Source organism: Streptomyces sp. NPDC058955 (genome assembly GCF_042741435.1).
In the GTDB taxonomy this organism is placed as follows: domain Bacteria; phylum Actinomycetota; class Actinomycetes; order Streptomycetales; family Streptomycetaceae; genus Streptomyces.
The window spans coordinates 14,816-31,823 of record NZ_JBHYKM010000035.1 but is presented as its reverse complement, the minus strand read 5'-3'; the positions used below and the strand labels follow the sequence as shown (position 1 = coordinate 31,823).

Here is a 17,008-nt window from a genome sequence, read left to right as displayed (position 1 = left end):
ACAGCGGGCCGGGGCCACGCGACCCCCCCCCCGGCAGCGGCCGCCCCGCGCCCGCGGCCCCCCCCGACGAGCGGCCGGCGCGGCGGGCTCACAGCCAGCCGCGCCGCTTGAACAGGCGGTACAGCGACAGCTCGATCAGCACCATCACCACGATCAGCGCCGGGTACGACCACATCCAGTGCAGCTCCGGCATGTGGTCGAAGTTCATCCCGTAGATCCCCGCCACCATCGTCGGCACCGCCGCCATCGCCGCCCAGGCGGAGATCTTCCGCATGTCGTCGTTCTGCCGCACCCCCATCTGCGCCAGGTGCGCCGACAGCACGTCCGACAGCAGCCGGTCCAGCCCCTCCACCTGCTCGTTGGCCCGCAGCAGATGGTCGTTGACGTCCCGGAAGAAGGGCTGCGACTCCTCGCTCACGAACGGCACCGCGCCCGCCGTCAGCCGGGCCATCGGCCCCGCCAGCGGTCCCGACGCCCGCCGGAACTCCAGCACCTGCCGCTTCGCCGTGTAGATCCGCTCCGCCATGTTCGCCGTGCCCGTCCCGCCCGGCGCGAAGACCGCGGCCTCCAGCTCCTCCAGGTCCACCTGGAGCTCGCCCGCCACGTCCAGGTAGTGGTCCACCACCGCGTCGCTCACCGCGTACAGCACCGACGTCGGCCCGTGCCGCAGCACCTCCGGATGGGTCTCCAGACGCTTGCGCACCGCCGCCAGGGGAGCGCCCTCGCCGTGCCGCACCGTCACCACGAACGAGTCGCCGACGAACAGCATCAGCTCCCCGGACGAGACCCGGTCGCTCTCCGGCTCGTAGAGGACCGGCTTCAGCACCACGAAGAGGGAGTCGTCGTAGATCTCCAGCTTGGGCCGCTGGTGCGCCTTGAGCGCGTCCTCGACCGCCAGCGGGTGCAGCGCGAACTCCGAGGTCACATGGTCGAACTCGGCCTCCGTCGGCTCGTAGAGCCCCACCCAGAGGAAGGCGTCGCCACCGGCCCGCGCCTCCGCCAGGGAACGGGAGAGGTCGCCGCCGCACTCCCTCCGGCGGCCGTCGCGGTACAGGGCAGCGTCGACGATCACGGGCCGTATTCTCCCCCGGTCCCGCCGGCACCGCACGCGCGCGCGGGGCGGCTCACCCGGCCGCACCCGGTCCCGCACGCGCGCGTGCGCCGTAGGCTGGCCGGCATGGCCACGCTGATCCTCGTCCGGCACGGACGCTCCACCGCCAACACCTCCGGACTGCTCGCCGGGCGCACGCCGGGCGTGGCGCTCGACGAGCGCGGCGCCGCGCAGGCCGCCGCGCTGCCCGCCCGGCTCGCCGGGATCCCGCTCGCCGCGGCCGTCTCCAGCCCCCTCCAGCGCTGCCGGGAGACCCTCCAGCCGCTCCTGGACGCCCGCCCGGACCTCCCGTTCCACGTCGAGGACCGGATCAACGAGTGCGACTACGGCGACTGGTCGGGCCGCAAGCTCAGCGAACTCAACGACGAACCGCTGATGGAGGTCGTCCAGGCGCACGCCTCCGCCGCCGCCTTCCCCGGCGGCGAGTCCATGCGCGCCATGCAGACCAGGGCCGTCGAGGCGGTCCGCGACTGGAACGCCCGGATCGACGCCGAGCACGGCGAGGACGCCGTCTACGTCATGTGCTCCCACGGCGACATCATCAAGTCCCTCGTCGCCGACGCCCTCGGCCTCCACCTGGACCTCTTCCAGCGGATCCACGTCGACCCCTGCTCGCTCACGGTGATCCGCTACACCCGGCTCCGCCCCTTCCTGGTCTGCCTCGGCGACACCGGCGACCTCGCCGCCCTGGCCCCCCGGGAGGCCCCCGACACCAGTGGGACGGCGGAGGTGGGGGGCGGCGCGGGCGCACCGTGATCCCCCCGCGCAGTAGGGTGGACTCGCCGTTGCAGTACGACAGTCGACAGTCAAGGGAGCCGGGAGCGTGTCCCGTCAGGTGTTCCTCTACGACCCACCGGAGCGTTTCGTGGCCGGCACGGTCGGGCTGCCTGGCCGCCGGACGTTCTTCCTCCAGGCGTCCGCGTCCGGCCGGATCACCAGCGTCGCCCTGGAGAAGACCCAGGTCGCCGCACTCGCCGAGCGCATCGACGAACTCCTCGACGAGGTGCTGCGCCGCACCGGGGGCAACGCCCCGGTGCCCGCCGTCGCCCCCGCCGACGCCGCCGACACCGCCCCCCTCGACACCCCCGTCGAGGAGGAGTTCCGGGTCGGCACCATGGCGCTCGCCTGGGACGGCGAGGAACAGCGCATGATCGTCGAGGCCCAGGCCCTCGTCGAACTCGACGCGGAGTCCGAGGAGGACCTCGCCGCGGCCGAGGAGCGGCTGCTCCAGGACGAGGAGAACGGCCCGCCGATGCTCCGCGTCCGCCTCAGCGGCGCCCAGGCCCGCGCCTTCGCCAAGCGGGCCCTCGACGTGGTGAACGCCGGCCGCCCGCCGTGCCCGCTGTGCAGCCTCCCGCTCGACCCGGAGGGCCACGTCTGCCCCCGCCAGAACGGATACCGCCGCGGAGCATGAGCAGCAGCCCCGAACACCCGCAGGACACGGAGCTGCTCGCCCGCGGTGAGCTGACCGTCCGGGGACAGGTCCGCGAGGCCTCCAACGCGGTGCTCTACTGCACGGTCGCCTACGAGGGCCGCGAAGCCGCCTGCGTCTACAAGCCGGTCGCGGGGGAGCGCCCCCTGTGGGACTTCCCGGACGGCACCCTCGCCGAGCGCGAGGTCGCCGCGTACGAGCTCTCCGAGGCCACCGGCTGGGGCCTGGTCCCGCCCACGGTGCTGCGGGACGGCCCGTACGGCGAGGGCATGGTCCAGCTCTGGGTCGAGGCCGACCCGGAGGCCCGGCTGCTCGCCCTCACCGAGGACGAGGAGCCCGGCGAGGGCTGGCGCGCGATCGGCCCCGCCGAGGTCGGGGAGGGGCGCACCGCGCTCCTGGTCCACGCCGACACCCCCGGACTGCGCCGGCTCGCCGTCCTCGACGCGGTGATGAACAACGGCGACCGCAAGGGCGGCCATCTGCTGCCCGCCCCCGGCGGCCGGCTCTACGGCATCGACCACGGGGTCTCCTTCCACGTCGAGGACAAGCTGCGCACCCTGCTGTGGGGCTGGGCGGGCCAGGAGCTGCCCGAGGAGGCCACCGCGGTCCTCGGGGCGCTGGACGCCGCCCTGGCGCCCGGAGGACCCCTCGCCACCCGCCTGGCGGAACTGCTCACGACCGCCGAGGTGTCCGCCGTACGGGACCGGGTCGCGGCGCTGCTGGCCTCCGGGCGGCATCCGGAGCCCTCCGGTCAGTGGCCCGCCATCCCCTGGCCGCCGGTCTAGGGCCGTACGGTTCCGGCCACACCCCCCGGACGGCGCCCCCACCCCTGGGGGGTATGCACAGACCTCGCTGACCCGCAAGAGCGCCTGATCGGACAAGATTCCGGATCCGGTTCGTATCCGAAACAGCTGTCCGGTTACGCTCGGGTCATGCATGCCTGGCCCGCTTCCGAGGTCCCCGCCCTTCCCGGCAAGGGCCGCGACCTCCGGATCCACGACACCGCGACCGGCGGACGAGTGACCCTCGCCCCCGGTCCCGTCGCCCGTATCTACGTCTGCGGCATCACGCCCTACGACGCGACCCACATGGGTCACGCGGCGACCTACAACGCGTTCGACCTCGTGCAGCGCGTGTGGCTCGACACCAAGCGGCAGGTGCACTACGTCCAGAACGTCACGGACGTGGACGACCCGCTCCTGGAGCGCGCCCTCCGCGACGACATCGACTGGGTCGCCCTCGCCGAGCGCGAGACCTCCCTCTTCCGCGAGGACATGACCGCCCTGCGGATGCTGCCGCCGCGCCACTACGTGGGCGCGGTCGAGTCGATACCGTCCATCGTCCCGCTGGTCGAGCGGCTCCGGGACTCCGGCGCCGCCTACGAGCTCGACGGCGACATCTACTTCTCCGTCGAGGCCGACCCGCACTTCGGCCAGGTCTCCCACTACGACACCGAGCTCATGCGGCACCTCTCCGCCGAGCGCGGCGGGGACCCGGACCGCCCGGGCAAGAAGAACCCGCTCGACCCGATGCTGTGGATGGCCGCCCGCGAGGGCGAGCCCAGCTGGGACGGCGGCAGCCTCGGCGCCGGCCGCCCCGGCTGGCACATCGAGTGCGTCGCCATCGCCCTCGACCACCTCGGCATGGGCTTCGACGTGCAGGGCGGCGGCTCCGACCTGATCTTCCCGCACCACGAGATGGGCGCCTCGCACGCCCAGTCCCTCACCGGCGAGTTCCCCATGGCCAAGGCGTACGTGCACGCCGGCATGGTCGCCCTGCACGGCGAGAAGATGTCCAAGTCCAAGGGCAACCTGGTCTTCGTCTCCGCGCTCCGGCGCGAGGGCGTCGACCCGGCCGCCATCCGGCTCGCCCTCCTCGCCCACCACTACCGCGCCGACTGGGAGTGGACCGACCAGGTCCTCCAGGACGCCGTCGACCGCCTCGACCGCTGGCGCGCCGCGGTCTCCCGGCCCGACGGCCCGTCCGCCGACGCCCTCGTCGAGGAGGTCCGCGAGGCGCTCTCGGACGACCTGGACACCCCGGCCGCGCTGGCCGCGGTCGACCGCTGGGCCGCCCGCCAGGAGGCGGACGGCGGCACCGACGAGTCCGCCCCCGGCCTCGTCTCCCGCACGGTCGACGCGCTCCTCGGCGTCGCGCTGTAAGCAGACGGGCGAGCGAGAGAGGGGGACGGCTCCGGCCGTCCCCCTCTCTCAGTTCTCCTCGCCGTCGGCCTCGGCCTCGGGCTCGCCGGGCTCCTCGGGCCGTTCCGGCTCCGGCTCCGGCTTGGGCGGCCGGGTCCGGCCGCTGCCCGGATCCCGCAGGTACGAGGTGTCGCCGCTCTCCGTCGCGACCCCGGGGCCACCCGGTCCGGGACCCTGACCCGGGTCGCGCCGCCGCAGATAGCGCTCGAACTCGCGGGCGATCGCCTCGCCCGACGCCTCCGGGAGCTCCGCGGTGTCCCGGGCCTCCTCAAGCGTCTGCACGTACTCGGCGACCTCGCTGTCCTCCGCCGCCAGCTGGTCCACCCCCAGCTGCCAGGCCCGCGCGTCCTCGGGCAGCTCGCCCAGCGGGATCCGCAGCCCGATCAGGTCCTCCAGCCGGTTCAGCAGCGCCAGCGTCGCCTTCGGGTTCGGCGGCTGCGACACGTAGTGCGGCACCGCCGCCCACAGGCTCACGGCCGGCACGCCCGCGTGGGTGCACGCCTCCTGGAGGATCCCGACGATGCCCGTGGGGCCCTCGTACCGGGTCTCCTCCAGCTCCATCGTCCGCGCCAGGTCCGGGTCGGAGGTGACGCCGCTGACCGGCACCGGGCGGGTGTGCGGGGTGTCGCCGAGCAGCGCGCCCAGGATCACCACCATCTCGACGCCCAGCTCGTGCGCGAAGCCCAGCAGCTCGTTGCAGAAGGAGCGCCAGCGCATCGAGGGCTCGATGCCCCGGACCAGGACCAGGTCGCGCGGCTTGTCGCCGCCGATCCGGACCACGGAGAGCCGGGTCGTCGGCCAGGTGATCTTCCGGACGCCGTTCTCCAGGAACACCGTCGGACGGTTGACCTGGAAGTCGTAGTAGTCCTCGGCGTCGAGCGCCGCGAAGACCTCGCCCTTCCATTCCCGGTCCAGATGAGCGACCGCGGTGGAGGCGGCGTCGCCGGCGTCGTTCCAGCCCTCGAACGCGGCCACCATGACCGGGTCGATCAGCTCGGGTACCCCCTCGAGCTCGATCACCCAGCGCCTCCTTCTTCGAAGTTCGTGTCGTACGGACCAACCTTACGGCTTTCCGGTCGTCCGGCCGCAGCCCCCGGACTCGCCCGAAAACCCGTGCGGCGTTGATCGACTACCCACGAACCGGGCCCCGCACACGGGACTCTCACTCCTCCCAGAGCGTGCTCGGCGCCTCCTTCCTGAGCACCGGCGCGATCTCCTCGGCGAACCGCTCCAGGGTCTCGGCCTGTTCGGCCGTCGACTGCCCGAAGCCGTCCACCGTGATCGACTGGAGGTCGTGCCCGTAGTGGGCGTGGAAGCCGAGGATCTTCTCCGTGATCTGCTCGGGGGAGCCGATCAGCTGCGGACCGCCCGCGATCGCCTCCTCGACGGTGCGGAACGGGGTGTTGTACCCGGCCTTGCCCTCCAGGTGCGGCCGGAAGCTCTGCGCCACCTTCGCCTCGTACAGCTCCTTGTAACGCCGCACGGCCTGCTCGGGGGTGTCCGCGATGAGCAGCCCGCCCGAACCTGCCGCCACGCGCGCGTGCGCCGGATCGTGCCCGTACGCCTCGAACCGTTCGCGGTAGTGGGCGATGAGCCGCGCGTACGCCTCGCGCGGCTGGATCGCGTTGGCGGTGAAGAGCGGGTCGCCGTGCCGGGCGGCGAGTTCGGGGGAGTGCAGGCTGGTGGCCGAGCCGTGCCAGATCCTCGGGAGACCCGCGTACGGCCGGGGGATCGTGGTGACGCCCTTCAGCGGCGGCCGGGAGGCGCCCTCCCAGTCGACGTCCTCCTCGGTCCAGAGCCGGCGCAGGAGTTCGTACTTCTCCTTCTGGAGCTCCCACTGGCGCTCCTCGTCCAGCCCGAAGAGGTCGAAGTGGCCGGCCTCCGCGCCCTTGCCGACGACGAGTTCCAGCCGGCCGCGGGAGAGCTGGTCGAGGGTGGCGTAGTCCTCGGCGACCCGGACCGGATCGAGGATCGCGACGACGGTGACGCCGGTGAGGAGGCGGATCCGGGAGGTGCGGGCGGCGAGCGCGGCGAGCAGCACGGTCGGGGCCGAGGAGAGGAACGGTCCGGCGTGCCGCTCGCCGATCGCGTAGGCGTCGAAGCCGAGCCGTTCGGCCGTCGTGCCGAGCGTCACGACCTGCTCCAGCCGGTCGGCCGCGGAGGGGAGTTCGCCGGTGAGCGGGTGCGGGGAGTGGGGGACGATCGAGAGCACCTGAAACCTCATGCCCCCACTGTGCGCGCCGAGTGTTGCGGCGGTGTGGCCGCCGTGTGGCACACGAGAGGGGCGGCCCTCTCCCTCCCCGGAGAAGACCGCCCCTCGGCTCGTGGCGGCTACTTCGCGCGCAGCATCGCGTCGACCCCGGCGCGGATCTCGTCGGTGGCGAGACCGCGGATGGTCAGGGTGGTGCGGCGGCGCAGCACGTCGTCGGCCGTCTCGGCCCACTCGTGGTCGCGGGCGTAGGCGACCTGCGCCCAGATCTCCGGGGCGTCCGGGTGGATCCGGCGGGCCAGTTCCGGGTTCTCGTTCGCCATCCGGGCGATGTCGAAGGAGAGCGAACCGTAGTGCGTGGCCAGGTGCTTGGCGGTGTCGGCGGCCATCCGCGGGCCGGGGGCCGGGCCGTCGACGAGCAGCCGGTGGGCGACCGCGTTCGGGTTGGCGATGCCGGGCAGCGGGAGCCGCTTGGGGAGCGTGGAGACCGACTCGTAATCCTCGCCCAGCGGGTGGCCGGGGAGCGCCTCCAGCTTCTTCATGATGGTGCGGCCGATGTGGCGGAAGGTGGTCCACTTGCCGCCAGCGACCGACAGCATCCCGCCGCGGCCCTCGGTGACGACCGTCTCGCGCTTGGCCTTGGAGGTGTCGCCGGGACCGCCCGGGAGCACCCGCAGGCCGGCGAAGGCGTAGGTGATGAGGGAGCGGTCGAGCTGCTGGTCGCGGATGGAGAAGGCGGCCTCGTCCAGGATCTGGGCGGTGTCCTTCTCGGTGACCGCGACCTCGCCCGGGTCGCCCTCGTACTCCTCGTCGGTGGTGCCGAGCAGGAGCATGTCCTCCCAGGGGAGGGCGAAGGTGATCCGGTACTTGTCGATCGGGGTGGCCAGCGCGGCCTTCCACGGGGCGGTCCGCTTGAGGACCAGGTGGGCGCCCTTGGAGAGGCGGATGGAGGGGGCCGCGTTGGGGTCCTCCATCCGGCGCAGGTGGTCGACCCAGGGGCCGGTGGCGTTGAGGACGAGCCGCGCGGTGACGCCGAACTCGTCGCCGGACATGCGGTCCTTCAGCTCGGCGCCGGTGACCCGGCCCTGGGTGAAGCGGAGCCCGGTGACCTCGGCGTGGTTGAGGACGACGGCGCCGGCGTCGACGGCCGCGCGGACCGTCATCAGCGCCATGCGGGCGTCGTTCATCTGGTCGTCGCCGTAGACGGCGACGGCCTTGAGGTTGTCGGTGCGCAGCTCGGGCACGTCCTGCGCCGCCTTGGCGGGGGAGAGGAGGTGGCCGACGCCGTCGCCGAAGGCGGAGAGCGCGGAGTACGCGAAGACGCCGGCGCCCAGCTTGGCGGCGCCGTGCGGGCCCCCCTTGTAGACGGGCAGGTAGAAGGTGAGCGGGTTGGACAGGTGGGGGGCGACCTGCCGGGAGACGGCGCGCCGCTCGAAGTGGTTCTCGGCGACGAGCTTCACGGCGCCGGTCTGCAGGTAGCGCAGGCCGCCGTGGAGGAGCTTGGAGGAGGCCGAGGAGGTGGCGCCGGCGAAGTCGCCGGCGTCCACCAGGGCCACCCGCAGACCGGACTGCGCGGCGTGCCAGGCGGTGGAGATGCCCAGGATGCCGCCGCCGATCACCAGGAGGTCGTACGTCGCCTTGGCAAGCTGCTCTCTGGTCTCGGCGCGGGTCGGAAGCGAGCCGGCGGCCGGGTGCGTTCCGAGGGCGGGAACGGTCTGCGGGGTGGTCATCTCGGTCTACTCCTCGTCACTTCTCTTCTTCGAGCCAGCCCATGGAGCGCTCCACGGCCTTGAGCCAGTTCTTGTACTCGCTGTCGCGCTTGTCGGCGTCCATGCGCGGGGTCCACTCCGCGGCACGGCGCCAGTTGGCGCGCAGCGCGTCGGTGTCGGGCCAGAAGCCGACGGCGAGGCCGGCGGCGTAGGCGGCACCGAGGCAGGTGGTCTCGGCGACCATGGGGCGCACCACGGGGGCGTCCAGGAAGTCCGAGAGGGTCTGCATCAGCAGGTTGTTGGAGGTCATGCCGCCGTCGACCTTGAGCGCGGTCAGCTCGACGCCGGAGTCCTTGGTCATGGCGTCGGTGATCTCGCGGGTCTGCCAGGCGGTGGCCTCCAGGACGGCACGGGCGATGTGCGCCTTGGTGACGTACCGGGTGAGGCCGGCGATCACACCGCGGGCGTCGGAGCGCCAGTACGGGGCGAAGAGGCCGGAGAACGCGGGCACGAAGTAGGCGCCGCCGTTGTCCTCGACGGAGGAGGCCAGGGTCTCGATCTCGGCGGCGGACTTGATCAGGCCCATCTGGTCGCGCATCCACTGGACGAGCGAGCCGGTGACGGCGATGGAGCCCTCCAGGGCGTAGACCGGCTTGGCGTCGCCGATCTGGTAGCCGACCGTGGTCAGCAGGCCGCTGTAGGAGTTGATGATCTTGTCACCGGTGTTCATCAGCATGAAGGTGCCGGTGCCGTACGTGGACTTGGCCTCGCCCTCGGCGAAACAGGTCTGGCCGAACAGGGCGGCCTGCTGGTCGCCGAGCGCGGAGGCGACCGGGACGCCGTCGAGGATGCCGCCCTTGACCGTGCCGTACACCTCGGCGGAGGAGCGGATCTCGGGGAGGACCGCGGCCGGGATGTCGATGGACTGGAGGATGCGCTCGTCCCAGGCCATCTCGTGGAGGTTCATCAGGAGGGTGCGGGAGGCGTTGGTGACGTCGGTGACGTGGACGCCGCCCTGGGTGCCGCCGGTGAGGTTCCAGATGACCCAGGAGTCCATGGTGCCGAAGAGGATGTCGCCGCGCTCGGCGCGCTCGCGCAGGCCCTCGACGTTGTCGAGCAGCCAGCGGACCTTCGGGCCGGAGAAGTAGGAGGCGAGCGGGAGGCCGGTCTCGCGGCGGAAGCGGTCCTGGCCGACGTTGCGGCCGAGCTCCTTGCAGAGGGCGTCGGTGCGGGTGTCCTGCCAGACGAGCGCGTTGTGGACGGGCTCGCCGGTGTTCCTGTCCCACATCAGCGTGGTCTCGCGCTGGTTGGTGATGCCGATGGCCTTGACGTCGGCGGCGGTGATGCCGGCCTTGACGATGGCGCCGGCGACGACCTCCTGGACGTTGGTCCAGATCTCGGTGGCGTCGTGCTCGACCCAGCCCGGCTTCGGGAAGATCTGCTCGTGCTCCTTCTGGTCGACCGAGACGATCCGGCCGTCCTTGTCGAAGACGATGCAGCGGGACGAGGTGGTGCCCTGGTCGATGGCGGCGATGAACGGGCCGGCGGTGTGGGCGTCGGTCACGGTGTGCTCCATGGGAAGTCTGGGAAGGACGGCTCGGGGCTCTGTGGCTGTTCTCGTACGGATCAGGCGAACGCGAGCTTGTAGATACCCGCTGCGAGGGCTCCACCGATCAGCGGGCCGACGACCGGGATCCACGCGTAGCTCCAGTCGGAGCCGCCCTTGTTCGGCAGCGGGAGCAGGGCGTGCACGATGCGGGGGCCGAGGTCGCGCGCCGGGTTGATGGCGTACCCGGTCGGGCCGCCGAGCGAGAGGCCGATCGAGACCACGACGAAGGCGGTGATCAGGGCGCCGAGGACGCCGAGGCCCTTGCCGCTGTCGTTGAGGCCCTGGGTGAGCACGGCGAGGACGAGCACGACGGTGCCGATGATCTCGGTGGCGAGGTTCTGCCAGGTGTTCCGGATCTCCGGGCCGGTGGAGAAGACGCCGAGCACGGGGCCGGGGCCCTCGACGGGCTTCTCGCCGACCGTCTCCGGGTCGGTGAGGTGGGCCAGGAACTGGCCGTAGTAGGCGACCCAGACCAGGGCGGCGCCGATCATCGCGCCGAGCATCTGGCCGGCGACGTAGACGGGCACGTCGCCCCACTCGCCGCTCTTGACGGCGATGCCGACCGTGACGGCGGGGTTCAGATGGGCTCCGGAGAGGGAAGCGGTCATGTAGACGGCGGTCATGACCGCGAAGCCCCACCCGAAGGTGATCGCGAGCCAGCCCGCGCCGCGCGCCTTGGAGCTCTTGAGCGTCACGGCGGCGCACACGCCGCCGCCGAGAAGAATGAGAACGGCGGTACCGATGGTCTCGCCGAGGAAGATGTCGGAGCTGGACACCCGCGACTCCTTTGTCCTTCGTCCAGGGGATGGCGGACCCCGGTCCGCCCGGTGGTCCGCGCCCTCGTGTGAGGGCGTCCACGGCCCTTGGCACTGCCACACTCTAACGCGTATTGCCGGTAGGTGTTCGACAATGCCGACCGATGAACGGAAGTTTTGCCCCGGGGTTAACAACGCGTCAAGGGTCTGGGAAACGAAAAACCCGCCGATAACGCGATCGTTACCGACGGGTTCGCTCTCCGTGCGGACCGGTTCACCGGCCGCCGCGGCGCGGGCTCAGAAGCGGCCCGCCCCCAGGTCCCGGGAGACCGCCCGGGCGCAGTCCCGCACCGCCGCCACCAGCTCCGGACGCAGCTCCCCGGCCGGGCAGACCCGCTCCACCGCCCCGGTCACCGCCACCGCGCCCACCGGCATCCGGCGCCGGTCGTGGATGGGCGCCGCCACCGAGGCCACGCCCTCCCAGGTCTCCTCCACGTCCGCCGCCCAGCCGCGCGCCCGCGTCATGTCGAGCAGCGACTCGAACTCCGCCAGGTCCGTGACCGTACGCGGCGTGAACGGCTCCCGGCCGACCTCCACCGCCTGGCTGTGCGCCACCGGGTCGTACGCCGACAGCACCTTGCCCAGCGCCGTGGAGTGCAGCGGCTGCATCGCCCCCACCTCAAGGACCTGGCGGCTGTCGTCCGGCCGGAAGACGTGGTGCACGATCAGCACGCCCGACTGGTGCAGCACCCCCAGGTGCACGCTCTCCCCGCTGGACCGCGCCAGGTCGTCCGTCCACACCAGCGCCCGCGCCCGCAGCTCGTGCACGTCCAGATAGCTGTTCCCCAGGCGCAGCAGCTCGGCCCCCAGCTGGTACCGGCCCGAGGGGGCGTCCTGCTCCACGAAGCCCTCCGCCTGGAGGGTGCGCAGGATGCCGTGGGCGGTGCCCTTGGCCAGCCCGAGCGAGGACGCGATGTCGGACAGTCCGAGCCGGCGCTCGCCGCCCGCGAGCAGTCGCAGCATGGCCGCCGCCCGTTCAAGCGACTGGATGTTCTTCGCCATCGCCCGGCCCTTCTCCCTCACGCACGCACACATATCGACGTTCGACAATGCTGAACACTATCGGTCCATGCCGACCTTGCCTCGCACTTGACAGTGTCCTCGAAGAAGGGGCCGTACCGGGAGTCCTCGCACACAGGATGCCGTCCGCCACGTGGGACGCCGTGTCCGCCCCGGTCGAACCACGGTTACGCTGACCCCGTGCACCCTGTGCCCAGGGTGCAAAGCCGACAGCCGTCGCAGCCCAGGGAGCCCCTTCATGGCCTCGTTGCCCACCCCTTCCGTCTCCGCAGACAGCCGGAGCCGCGCCGCCGCCCTCCGCGAGGCACTCGCCAGCCGCGTCGTCGTCGCCGACGGAGCCATGGGCACCATGCTCCAGGCCCAGGAGCCCACCCTCGAGGACTTCCAGAACCTCGAAGGCTGCAACGAGATCCTCAGCCTCACCCGGCCCGACATCGTCGCCTCCGTCCACCGCGAGTACTTCGCCGCCGGCGTCGACTGCGTCGAGACCAACACCTTCGGCGCCAACCACGCGGCCCTGGGGGAGTACGACATCTCCCACCGCGTCCACGAGCTGTCCGAGGCGGGCGCCCGCGTCGCCCGCGAGGTCGCCGACGAGTTCACCGCCGCCGACGGCCGCCAGCGCTGGGTCCTCGGCTCCATCGGCCCCGGCACCAAGCTGCCGACCCTCGGCCACGCCCCGTACACCGTGCTGCGCGACGCCTACCAGCAGAACGCCGAGGGCCTGCTCGTCGGCGGCTCCGACGCGCTGATCGTCGAGACCACCCAGGACCTCCTCCAGACCAAGGCGTCCGTCATCGGCGCCCGCCGCGCCCTCGAAGCGCTCGGCGCCGACGTGCCGCTGATCGTCTCCGTCACCGTCGAGACCACCGGCACCATGCTCCTCGGCTCCGAGATCGGCGCCGCCCTGACGGCCCTGGAGCCGCTCGGCATCGACATGATCGGCCTGAACTGCGCCACCGGCCCGGCCGAGATGAGCGAGCACCTGCGCTACCTGGCCCGCCACTCCCGCATCCCGCTCTCCGTGATGCCCAACGCCGGCCTGCCCGTCCTCACCTCCGACGGCGCCCACTACCCCCTCTCCCCGGCCGAGCTCGCCGACGCCCAGGAGGGCTTCGTCCGCGACTACGGCCTCTCCCTCGTCGGCGGCTGCTGCGGCACGACCCCCGAACACCTGCGCCAGGTCGTCGAGCGCGTCCGCGACCTCACGCCCACCCCCCGCGACCCGCGCCCCGAGCCCGGCGCCGCCTCCCTCTACCAGACCGTCCCGTTCCGGCAGGACACCTCGTACCTGGCGATCGGCGAGCGGACGAACGCGAACGGGTCGAAGAAGTTCCGCGAGGCCATGCTGGACGGCCGGTGGGACGACTGCGTGGAGATGGCGCGGGACCAGATCCGCGAGGGCGCGCACATGCTCGACCTGTGCGTGGACTACGTGGGCCGGGACGGCGTCGCCGACATGGAGGAGCTGGCCGGACGCTTCGCGACCGCCTCCACCCTCCCGATCGTCCTCGACTCCACCGAGGTCGAGGTGATCCGGGCCGGCCTGGAGAAGCTGGGCGGCCGCGCGGTCATCAACTCCGTCAACTACGAGGACGGCGACGGCCCGGAGTCCCGCTTCGCCAAGGTCACCCGGCTCGCCCAGGAGCACGGCGCCGCGCTCATCGCCCTCACCATCGACGAGGAGGGCCAGGCCCGGACCGTCGAGAAGAAGGTCGAGATCGCCGAGCGGATCATCGACGACCTCACCGGCACCTGGGGCATCCACGAGTCCGACATCCTCATCGACACCCTGACCTTCACCATCTGCACCGGTCAGGAGGAGTCCCGCAAGGACGGCATCGCGACGATCGAGGCGATCCGCGAGCTCAAGCGCCGCCACCCGGACGTGCAGACCACGCTGGGCCTGTCGAACATCTCCTTCGGCCTCAACCCGGCCGCCCGCATCCTGCTCAACTCGGTCTTCCTCGACGAGTGCGTGAAGGCCGGCCTGGACTCCGCCATCGTCCACGCCTCCAAGATCCTCCCCATCGCCCGCTTCGACGAGGAGCAGGTCACCACCGCCCTCGACCTGATCTACGACCGGCGCGCCGAGGGCTACGACCCGCTGCAGAAGCTGATGGAGCTCTTCGAGGGCGCCACCACCAAGTCCCTCAAGGCCGGCAAGGCCGAGGAGCTGGCCGCGCTGCCGCTGGAGGAGCGCCTCAAGCGCCGGATCATCGACGGCGAGAAGAACGGCCTGGAGGCCGACCTCGACGAGGCCCTGACCACCACCCCGGCCCTCGACATCGTCAACGACACCCTCCTCGACGGCATGAAGGTCGTCGGCGAGCTCTTCGGCTCCGGCCAGATGCAGCTGCCGTTCGTGCTCCAGTCCGCCGAGGTCATGAAGACCGCGGTCGCGCACCTGGAACCGCACATGGAGAAGTCCGACGCCGACGGCAAGGGCACCATCGTGCTCGCCACCGTCCGCGGCGACGTCCACGACATCGGCAAGAACCTCGTCGACATCATCCTCTCCAACAACGGCTACAACGTCGTCAACATCGGCATCAAGCAGCCCGTCTCCGCGATCCTGGAAGCCGCCGAGGAGCACAACGCCGACGTCATCGGCATGTCTGGCCTCCTGGTGAAGTCCACCGTGATCATGAAGGAGAACCTGGAGGAGCTGAACCAGCGCGACCTCGCCGCCAAGTACCCGGTCATCCTCGGCGGCGCCGCCCTGACCAGGGCCTACGTCGAGCAGGACCTCCACGAGATCTACCAGGGCGAGGTCCGCTACGCCCGCGACGCCTTCGAGGGCCTGCGGCTCATGGACGCGCTCGTCGCCGTCAAGCGCGGCGTCCCCGGAGCCGCGCTCCCCGAGCTGAAGCAGCGCCGGGTCGCCAAGGGCGCCGCCGCCCTCCAGGTCGACGAGCCCGAGCCCGGCGGCCGCTCCGACGTCGCCACCGACAACCCCGTCCCCACCCCGCCGTTCTGGGGCACCCGCGTGGTCAAGGGCATCCCGCTCAAGGACTACGCCTCCTGGCTCGACGAGGGCGCCCTCTTCAAGGGCCAGTGGGGCCTCAAGCAGAACCGGGCCGGCGACGGACCGACGTACGAGGAGCTGGTGGAGACCGAGGGCCGGCCGCGGCTGCGCGGCTGGCTGGAGCGGCTGCACACCGAGAACCTGCTGGAGGCGGCCGTCGTCCACGGCTACTTCCCGTGCGTCTCCAAGGGCGACGACCTGATCATCCTCGACGAGGCCGGCAACGAGCGGACCCGCTTCACCTTCCCCCGCCAGCGCCGCGGCCGCCGCCTCTGCCTCGCCGACTTCTTCCGCCCGGAGGAGTCCGGCGAGACCGACGTCGTCGGCCTCCAGGTCGTCACCGTCGGCTCGCGGATCGGCGAGGCCACCGCCGAACTCTTCGCCGCCGACTCCTACCGCGACTACCTGGAGCTGCACGGCCTCTCCGTCCAGCTGGCCGAGGCCCTCGCCGAGTACTGGCACGCGCGCGTGCGCGCCGAGCTGGGCTTCGGCGGCGAGGACCCGGCCAGGGTCGAGGACATGTTCGACCTCAAGTACCGGGGCGCCCGCTTCTCCCTCGGCTACGGCGCCTGCCCCGACCTGGAGGACCGCGCCAAGATCGCCGAACTGCTCCGGCCGGAGCGGATCGGCGTCCACCTCTCCGAGGAGTTCCAGCTCCACCCCGAGCAGTCCACCGACGCGATCGTCCTCCACCACCCGGAGGCGAAGTACTTCAACGCCCGGTGACCGCCGGGTGACGGCGCGCTGACGCCGGACCGCAAATATGCGCGCCGATGGTGATCGGGACGTACACTGGTCGGTCCAGTGCAGGCCGGTCCCTCCTCCCCGTACCGGGAGTGGGGGCCGGCCTTTCCGTCCCTCCATGGAGGTGTGCCGGATGACCAGTACGGTCCCCGCGTCCCTGATCCACGCCAACGGAAGCTCCGCCCTGCAGGCGGTCTTCCTCGACATGGACGGGACCCTCGTCGACACCGAGGGCTTCTGGTGGGACGCCGAGGTCGAGGTCTTCGCCGACCTCGGACACCGCCTCGACGAGGCGTGGCGGGACATCGTGGTCGGCGGGCCGATGACCCGCAGCGCGGGCTATCTGATCGAGTCGACCGGCGCCGACATCACCCTCGAAGAGCTGACCGTGCTGCTCAACGAGAAGTTCGAGCAGCGCATCGAGCGCGGTGTGCCCCTCATGCCGGGCGCCGAGCGGCTGCTGGCCGAGCTGGCCCGGCACGCCATCCCCACCGCCCTCGTGTCCGCCTCCCACCGGCGGATCATCGACCGCGTCCTGGAGTCCGTCGGCCGCGACCGCTTCGACCTCACGGTCGCCGGCGACGAGGTCGCCCGCACCAAGCCGCACCCGGAGCCCTATCTGACCGCCGCCCGCGGCGTCGGCGCCGACCCCGCCCTGTGCGCCGTCATCGAGGACACCGCGACCGGCGTCGCCGCCGCCGAGGCGGCCGGCTGCCGGGTCGTCGCCGTGCCCTCCGTCGCGCCGATCCCCGCCCTGCCCGGCCGGGTCGTGGTCCGCTCGCTCGAAGAGGTCGACGTGCCGTTCCTGCGCACCCTCGTCACCGGAATCCGAGCGTAATCTGAGCTTTCTCCCGGCATTACCGCGGGTATTCGTCCAGGGCGCCTTCCGTGGCGTTCTCCCGCCCGCCACCCTCCGCGTCCCGCGCAATACGTTCAGGCCACCCCTCGCATTTCCGCCGCGTGACCTTGGTCACCCAGCGTGCTCGCCGAAGGGTGGCCTGACCGCGTTCCCTGCCCGGAATGCGAACGTCCGCCGCCCCCTTGTGTCCCGATTCGCTCGGGACCGTCCACCTCGCGCACCGCATGACTATCGAAGCGGCCGCATTCATGATCACCCTTCGATTACTCCC

General features: G+C 71.9%; 13 protein-coding genes. 6 read left to right on the top strand and 7 right to left on the bottom strand.

Annotated features, from left to right (window positions below; translation table 11 throughout):
• Window positions 1–88 precede the first annotated feature (88 nt).
• Window positions 89–1,081 carry a magnesium/cobalt transporter CorA gene (corA, locus tag ACFW1I_RS16240; RefSeq protein WP_384670262.1) on the bottom strand — a complete coding sequence of 331 codons (993 nt, stop codon included), beginning with the start codon at window positions 1,079–1,081 and terminating at the stop codon, window positions 89–91.
• A 96-nt stretch (window positions 1,082–1,177) separates the two neighbouring features.
• Here corA and ACFW1I_RS16235 point away from each other — a divergent pair, with 96 nt between their 5' ends.
• The 4 genes from ACFW1I_RS16235 to mshC all read left to right on the top strand — a co-directional run bounded on the left by ACFW1I_RS16235 (window position 1,178) and on the right by mshC (window position 4,705).
• Window positions 1,178–1,867 (top strand): histidine phosphatase family protein, encoded by a 690-nt coding sequence (locus tag ACFW1I_RS16235; protein ID WP_384670207.1) that lies wholly within the window; start codon window positions 1,178–1,180, stop codon window positions 1,865–1,867.
• Between the two features lie 67 nt (window positions 1,868–1,934).
• Window positions 1,935–2,525, top strand: a complete 591-nt coding sequence (locus ACFW1I_RS16230) for a DUF3090 domain-containing protein (protein ID WP_384670205.1) — start codon at window positions 1,935–1,937, stop codon at window positions 2,523–2,525.
• Window positions 2,522–3,328: an SCO1664 family protein gene (locus ACFW1I_RS16225; protein ID WP_384670204.1), complete on the top strand. Its 807-nt coding sequence runs from the start codon at window positions 2,522–2,524 to the stop codon at window positions 3,326–3,328. Before ACFW1I_RS16230 ends, ACFW1I_RS16225 begins: the two co-directional genes overlap by 4 nt.
• Window positions 3,329–3,475: 147 nt before the next feature.
• Window positions 3,476–4,705 carry a cysteine--1-D-myo-inosityl 2-amino-2-deoxy-alpha-D-glucopyranoside ligase gene (gene mshC, locus ACFW1I_RS16220; protein WP_384670202.1) on the top strand — a complete coding sequence of 410 codons (1,230 nt, stop codon included), beginning with the start codon at window positions 3,476–3,478 and terminating at the stop codon, window positions 4,703–4,705.
• 48 nt (window positions 4,706–4,753) lie between these two features.
• Here the strand turns inward: mshC and ACFW1I_RS16215 are convergent, their stop codons facing one another.
• From ACFW1I_RS16215 to ACFW1I_RS16190, 6 genes are all read right to left on the bottom strand, one after another.
• A complete protein-coding gene (locus tag ACFW1I_RS16215) occupies window positions 4,754–5,764 on the bottom strand; it encodes a PAC2 family protein (protein ID WP_384670201.1) in 1,011 nt (336 codons plus the stop codon).
• 142 nt (window positions 5,765–5,906) lie between these two features.
• Window positions 5,907–6,968, bottom strand: a complete 1,062-nt coding sequence (locus ACFW1I_RS16210; protein WP_384670200.1) for an LLM class flavin-dependent oxidoreductase — start codon at window positions 6,966–6,968, stop codon at window positions 5,907–5,909.
• Between the two features lie 107 nt (window positions 6,969–7,075).
• Window positions 7,076–8,683 (bottom strand): FAD-dependent oxidoreductase, encoded by a 1,608-nt coding sequence (locus tag ACFW1I_RS16205; protein WP_384670198.1) that lies wholly within the window; start codon window positions 8,681–8,683, stop codon window positions 7,076–7,078.
• A 16-nt stretch (window positions 8,684–8,699) separates the two neighbouring features.
• Window positions 8,700–10,226, bottom strand: coding sequence for a glycerol kinase GlpK (glpK, locus tag ACFW1I_RS16200; RefSeq protein ID WP_384670260.1), 1,527 nt, complete (start codon window positions 10,224–10,226; stop codon window positions 8,700–8,702).
• 62 nt (window positions 10,227–10,288) lie between these two features.
• Window positions 10,289–11,047, bottom strand: a complete 759-nt coding sequence (locus tag ACFW1I_RS16195; RefSeq protein WP_384670197.1) for an MIP/aquaporin family protein — start codon at window positions 11,045–11,047, stop codon at window positions 10,289–10,291.
• A 276-nt stretch (window positions 11,048–11,323) separates the two neighbouring features.
• Window positions 11,324–12,088, bottom strand: a complete 765-nt coding sequence (locus tag ACFW1I_RS16190) for an IclR family transcriptional regulator (protein ID WP_384670196.1) — start codon at window positions 12,086–12,088, stop codon at window positions 11,324–11,326.
• 256 nt (window positions 12,089–12,344) lie between these two features.
• Here ACFW1I_RS16190 and metH point away from each other — a divergent pair, with 256 nt between their 5' ends.
• Together metH and ACFW1I_RS16180 are read left to right on the top strand one after the other, a co-directional pair.
• The gene (metH, locus tag ACFW1I_RS16185; RefSeq protein ID WP_384670194.1) at window positions 12,345–15,860 is read left to right on the top strand and encodes a methionine synthase; all 3,516 of its coding nucleotides are present in this window, start codon (window positions 12,345–12,347) and stop codon (window positions 15,858–15,860) included.
• A gap of 151 nt (window positions 15,861–16,011) precedes the next feature.
• The gene (locus ACFW1I_RS16180) at window positions 16,012–16,716 is read left to right on the top strand and encodes an HAD family hydrolase (RefSeq protein ID WP_384670192.1); all 705 of its coding nucleotides are present in this window, start codon (window positions 16,012–16,014) and stop codon (window positions 16,714–16,716) included.
• The last annotated feature ends 292 nt before the right edge of the window (window positions 16,717–17,008 follow it).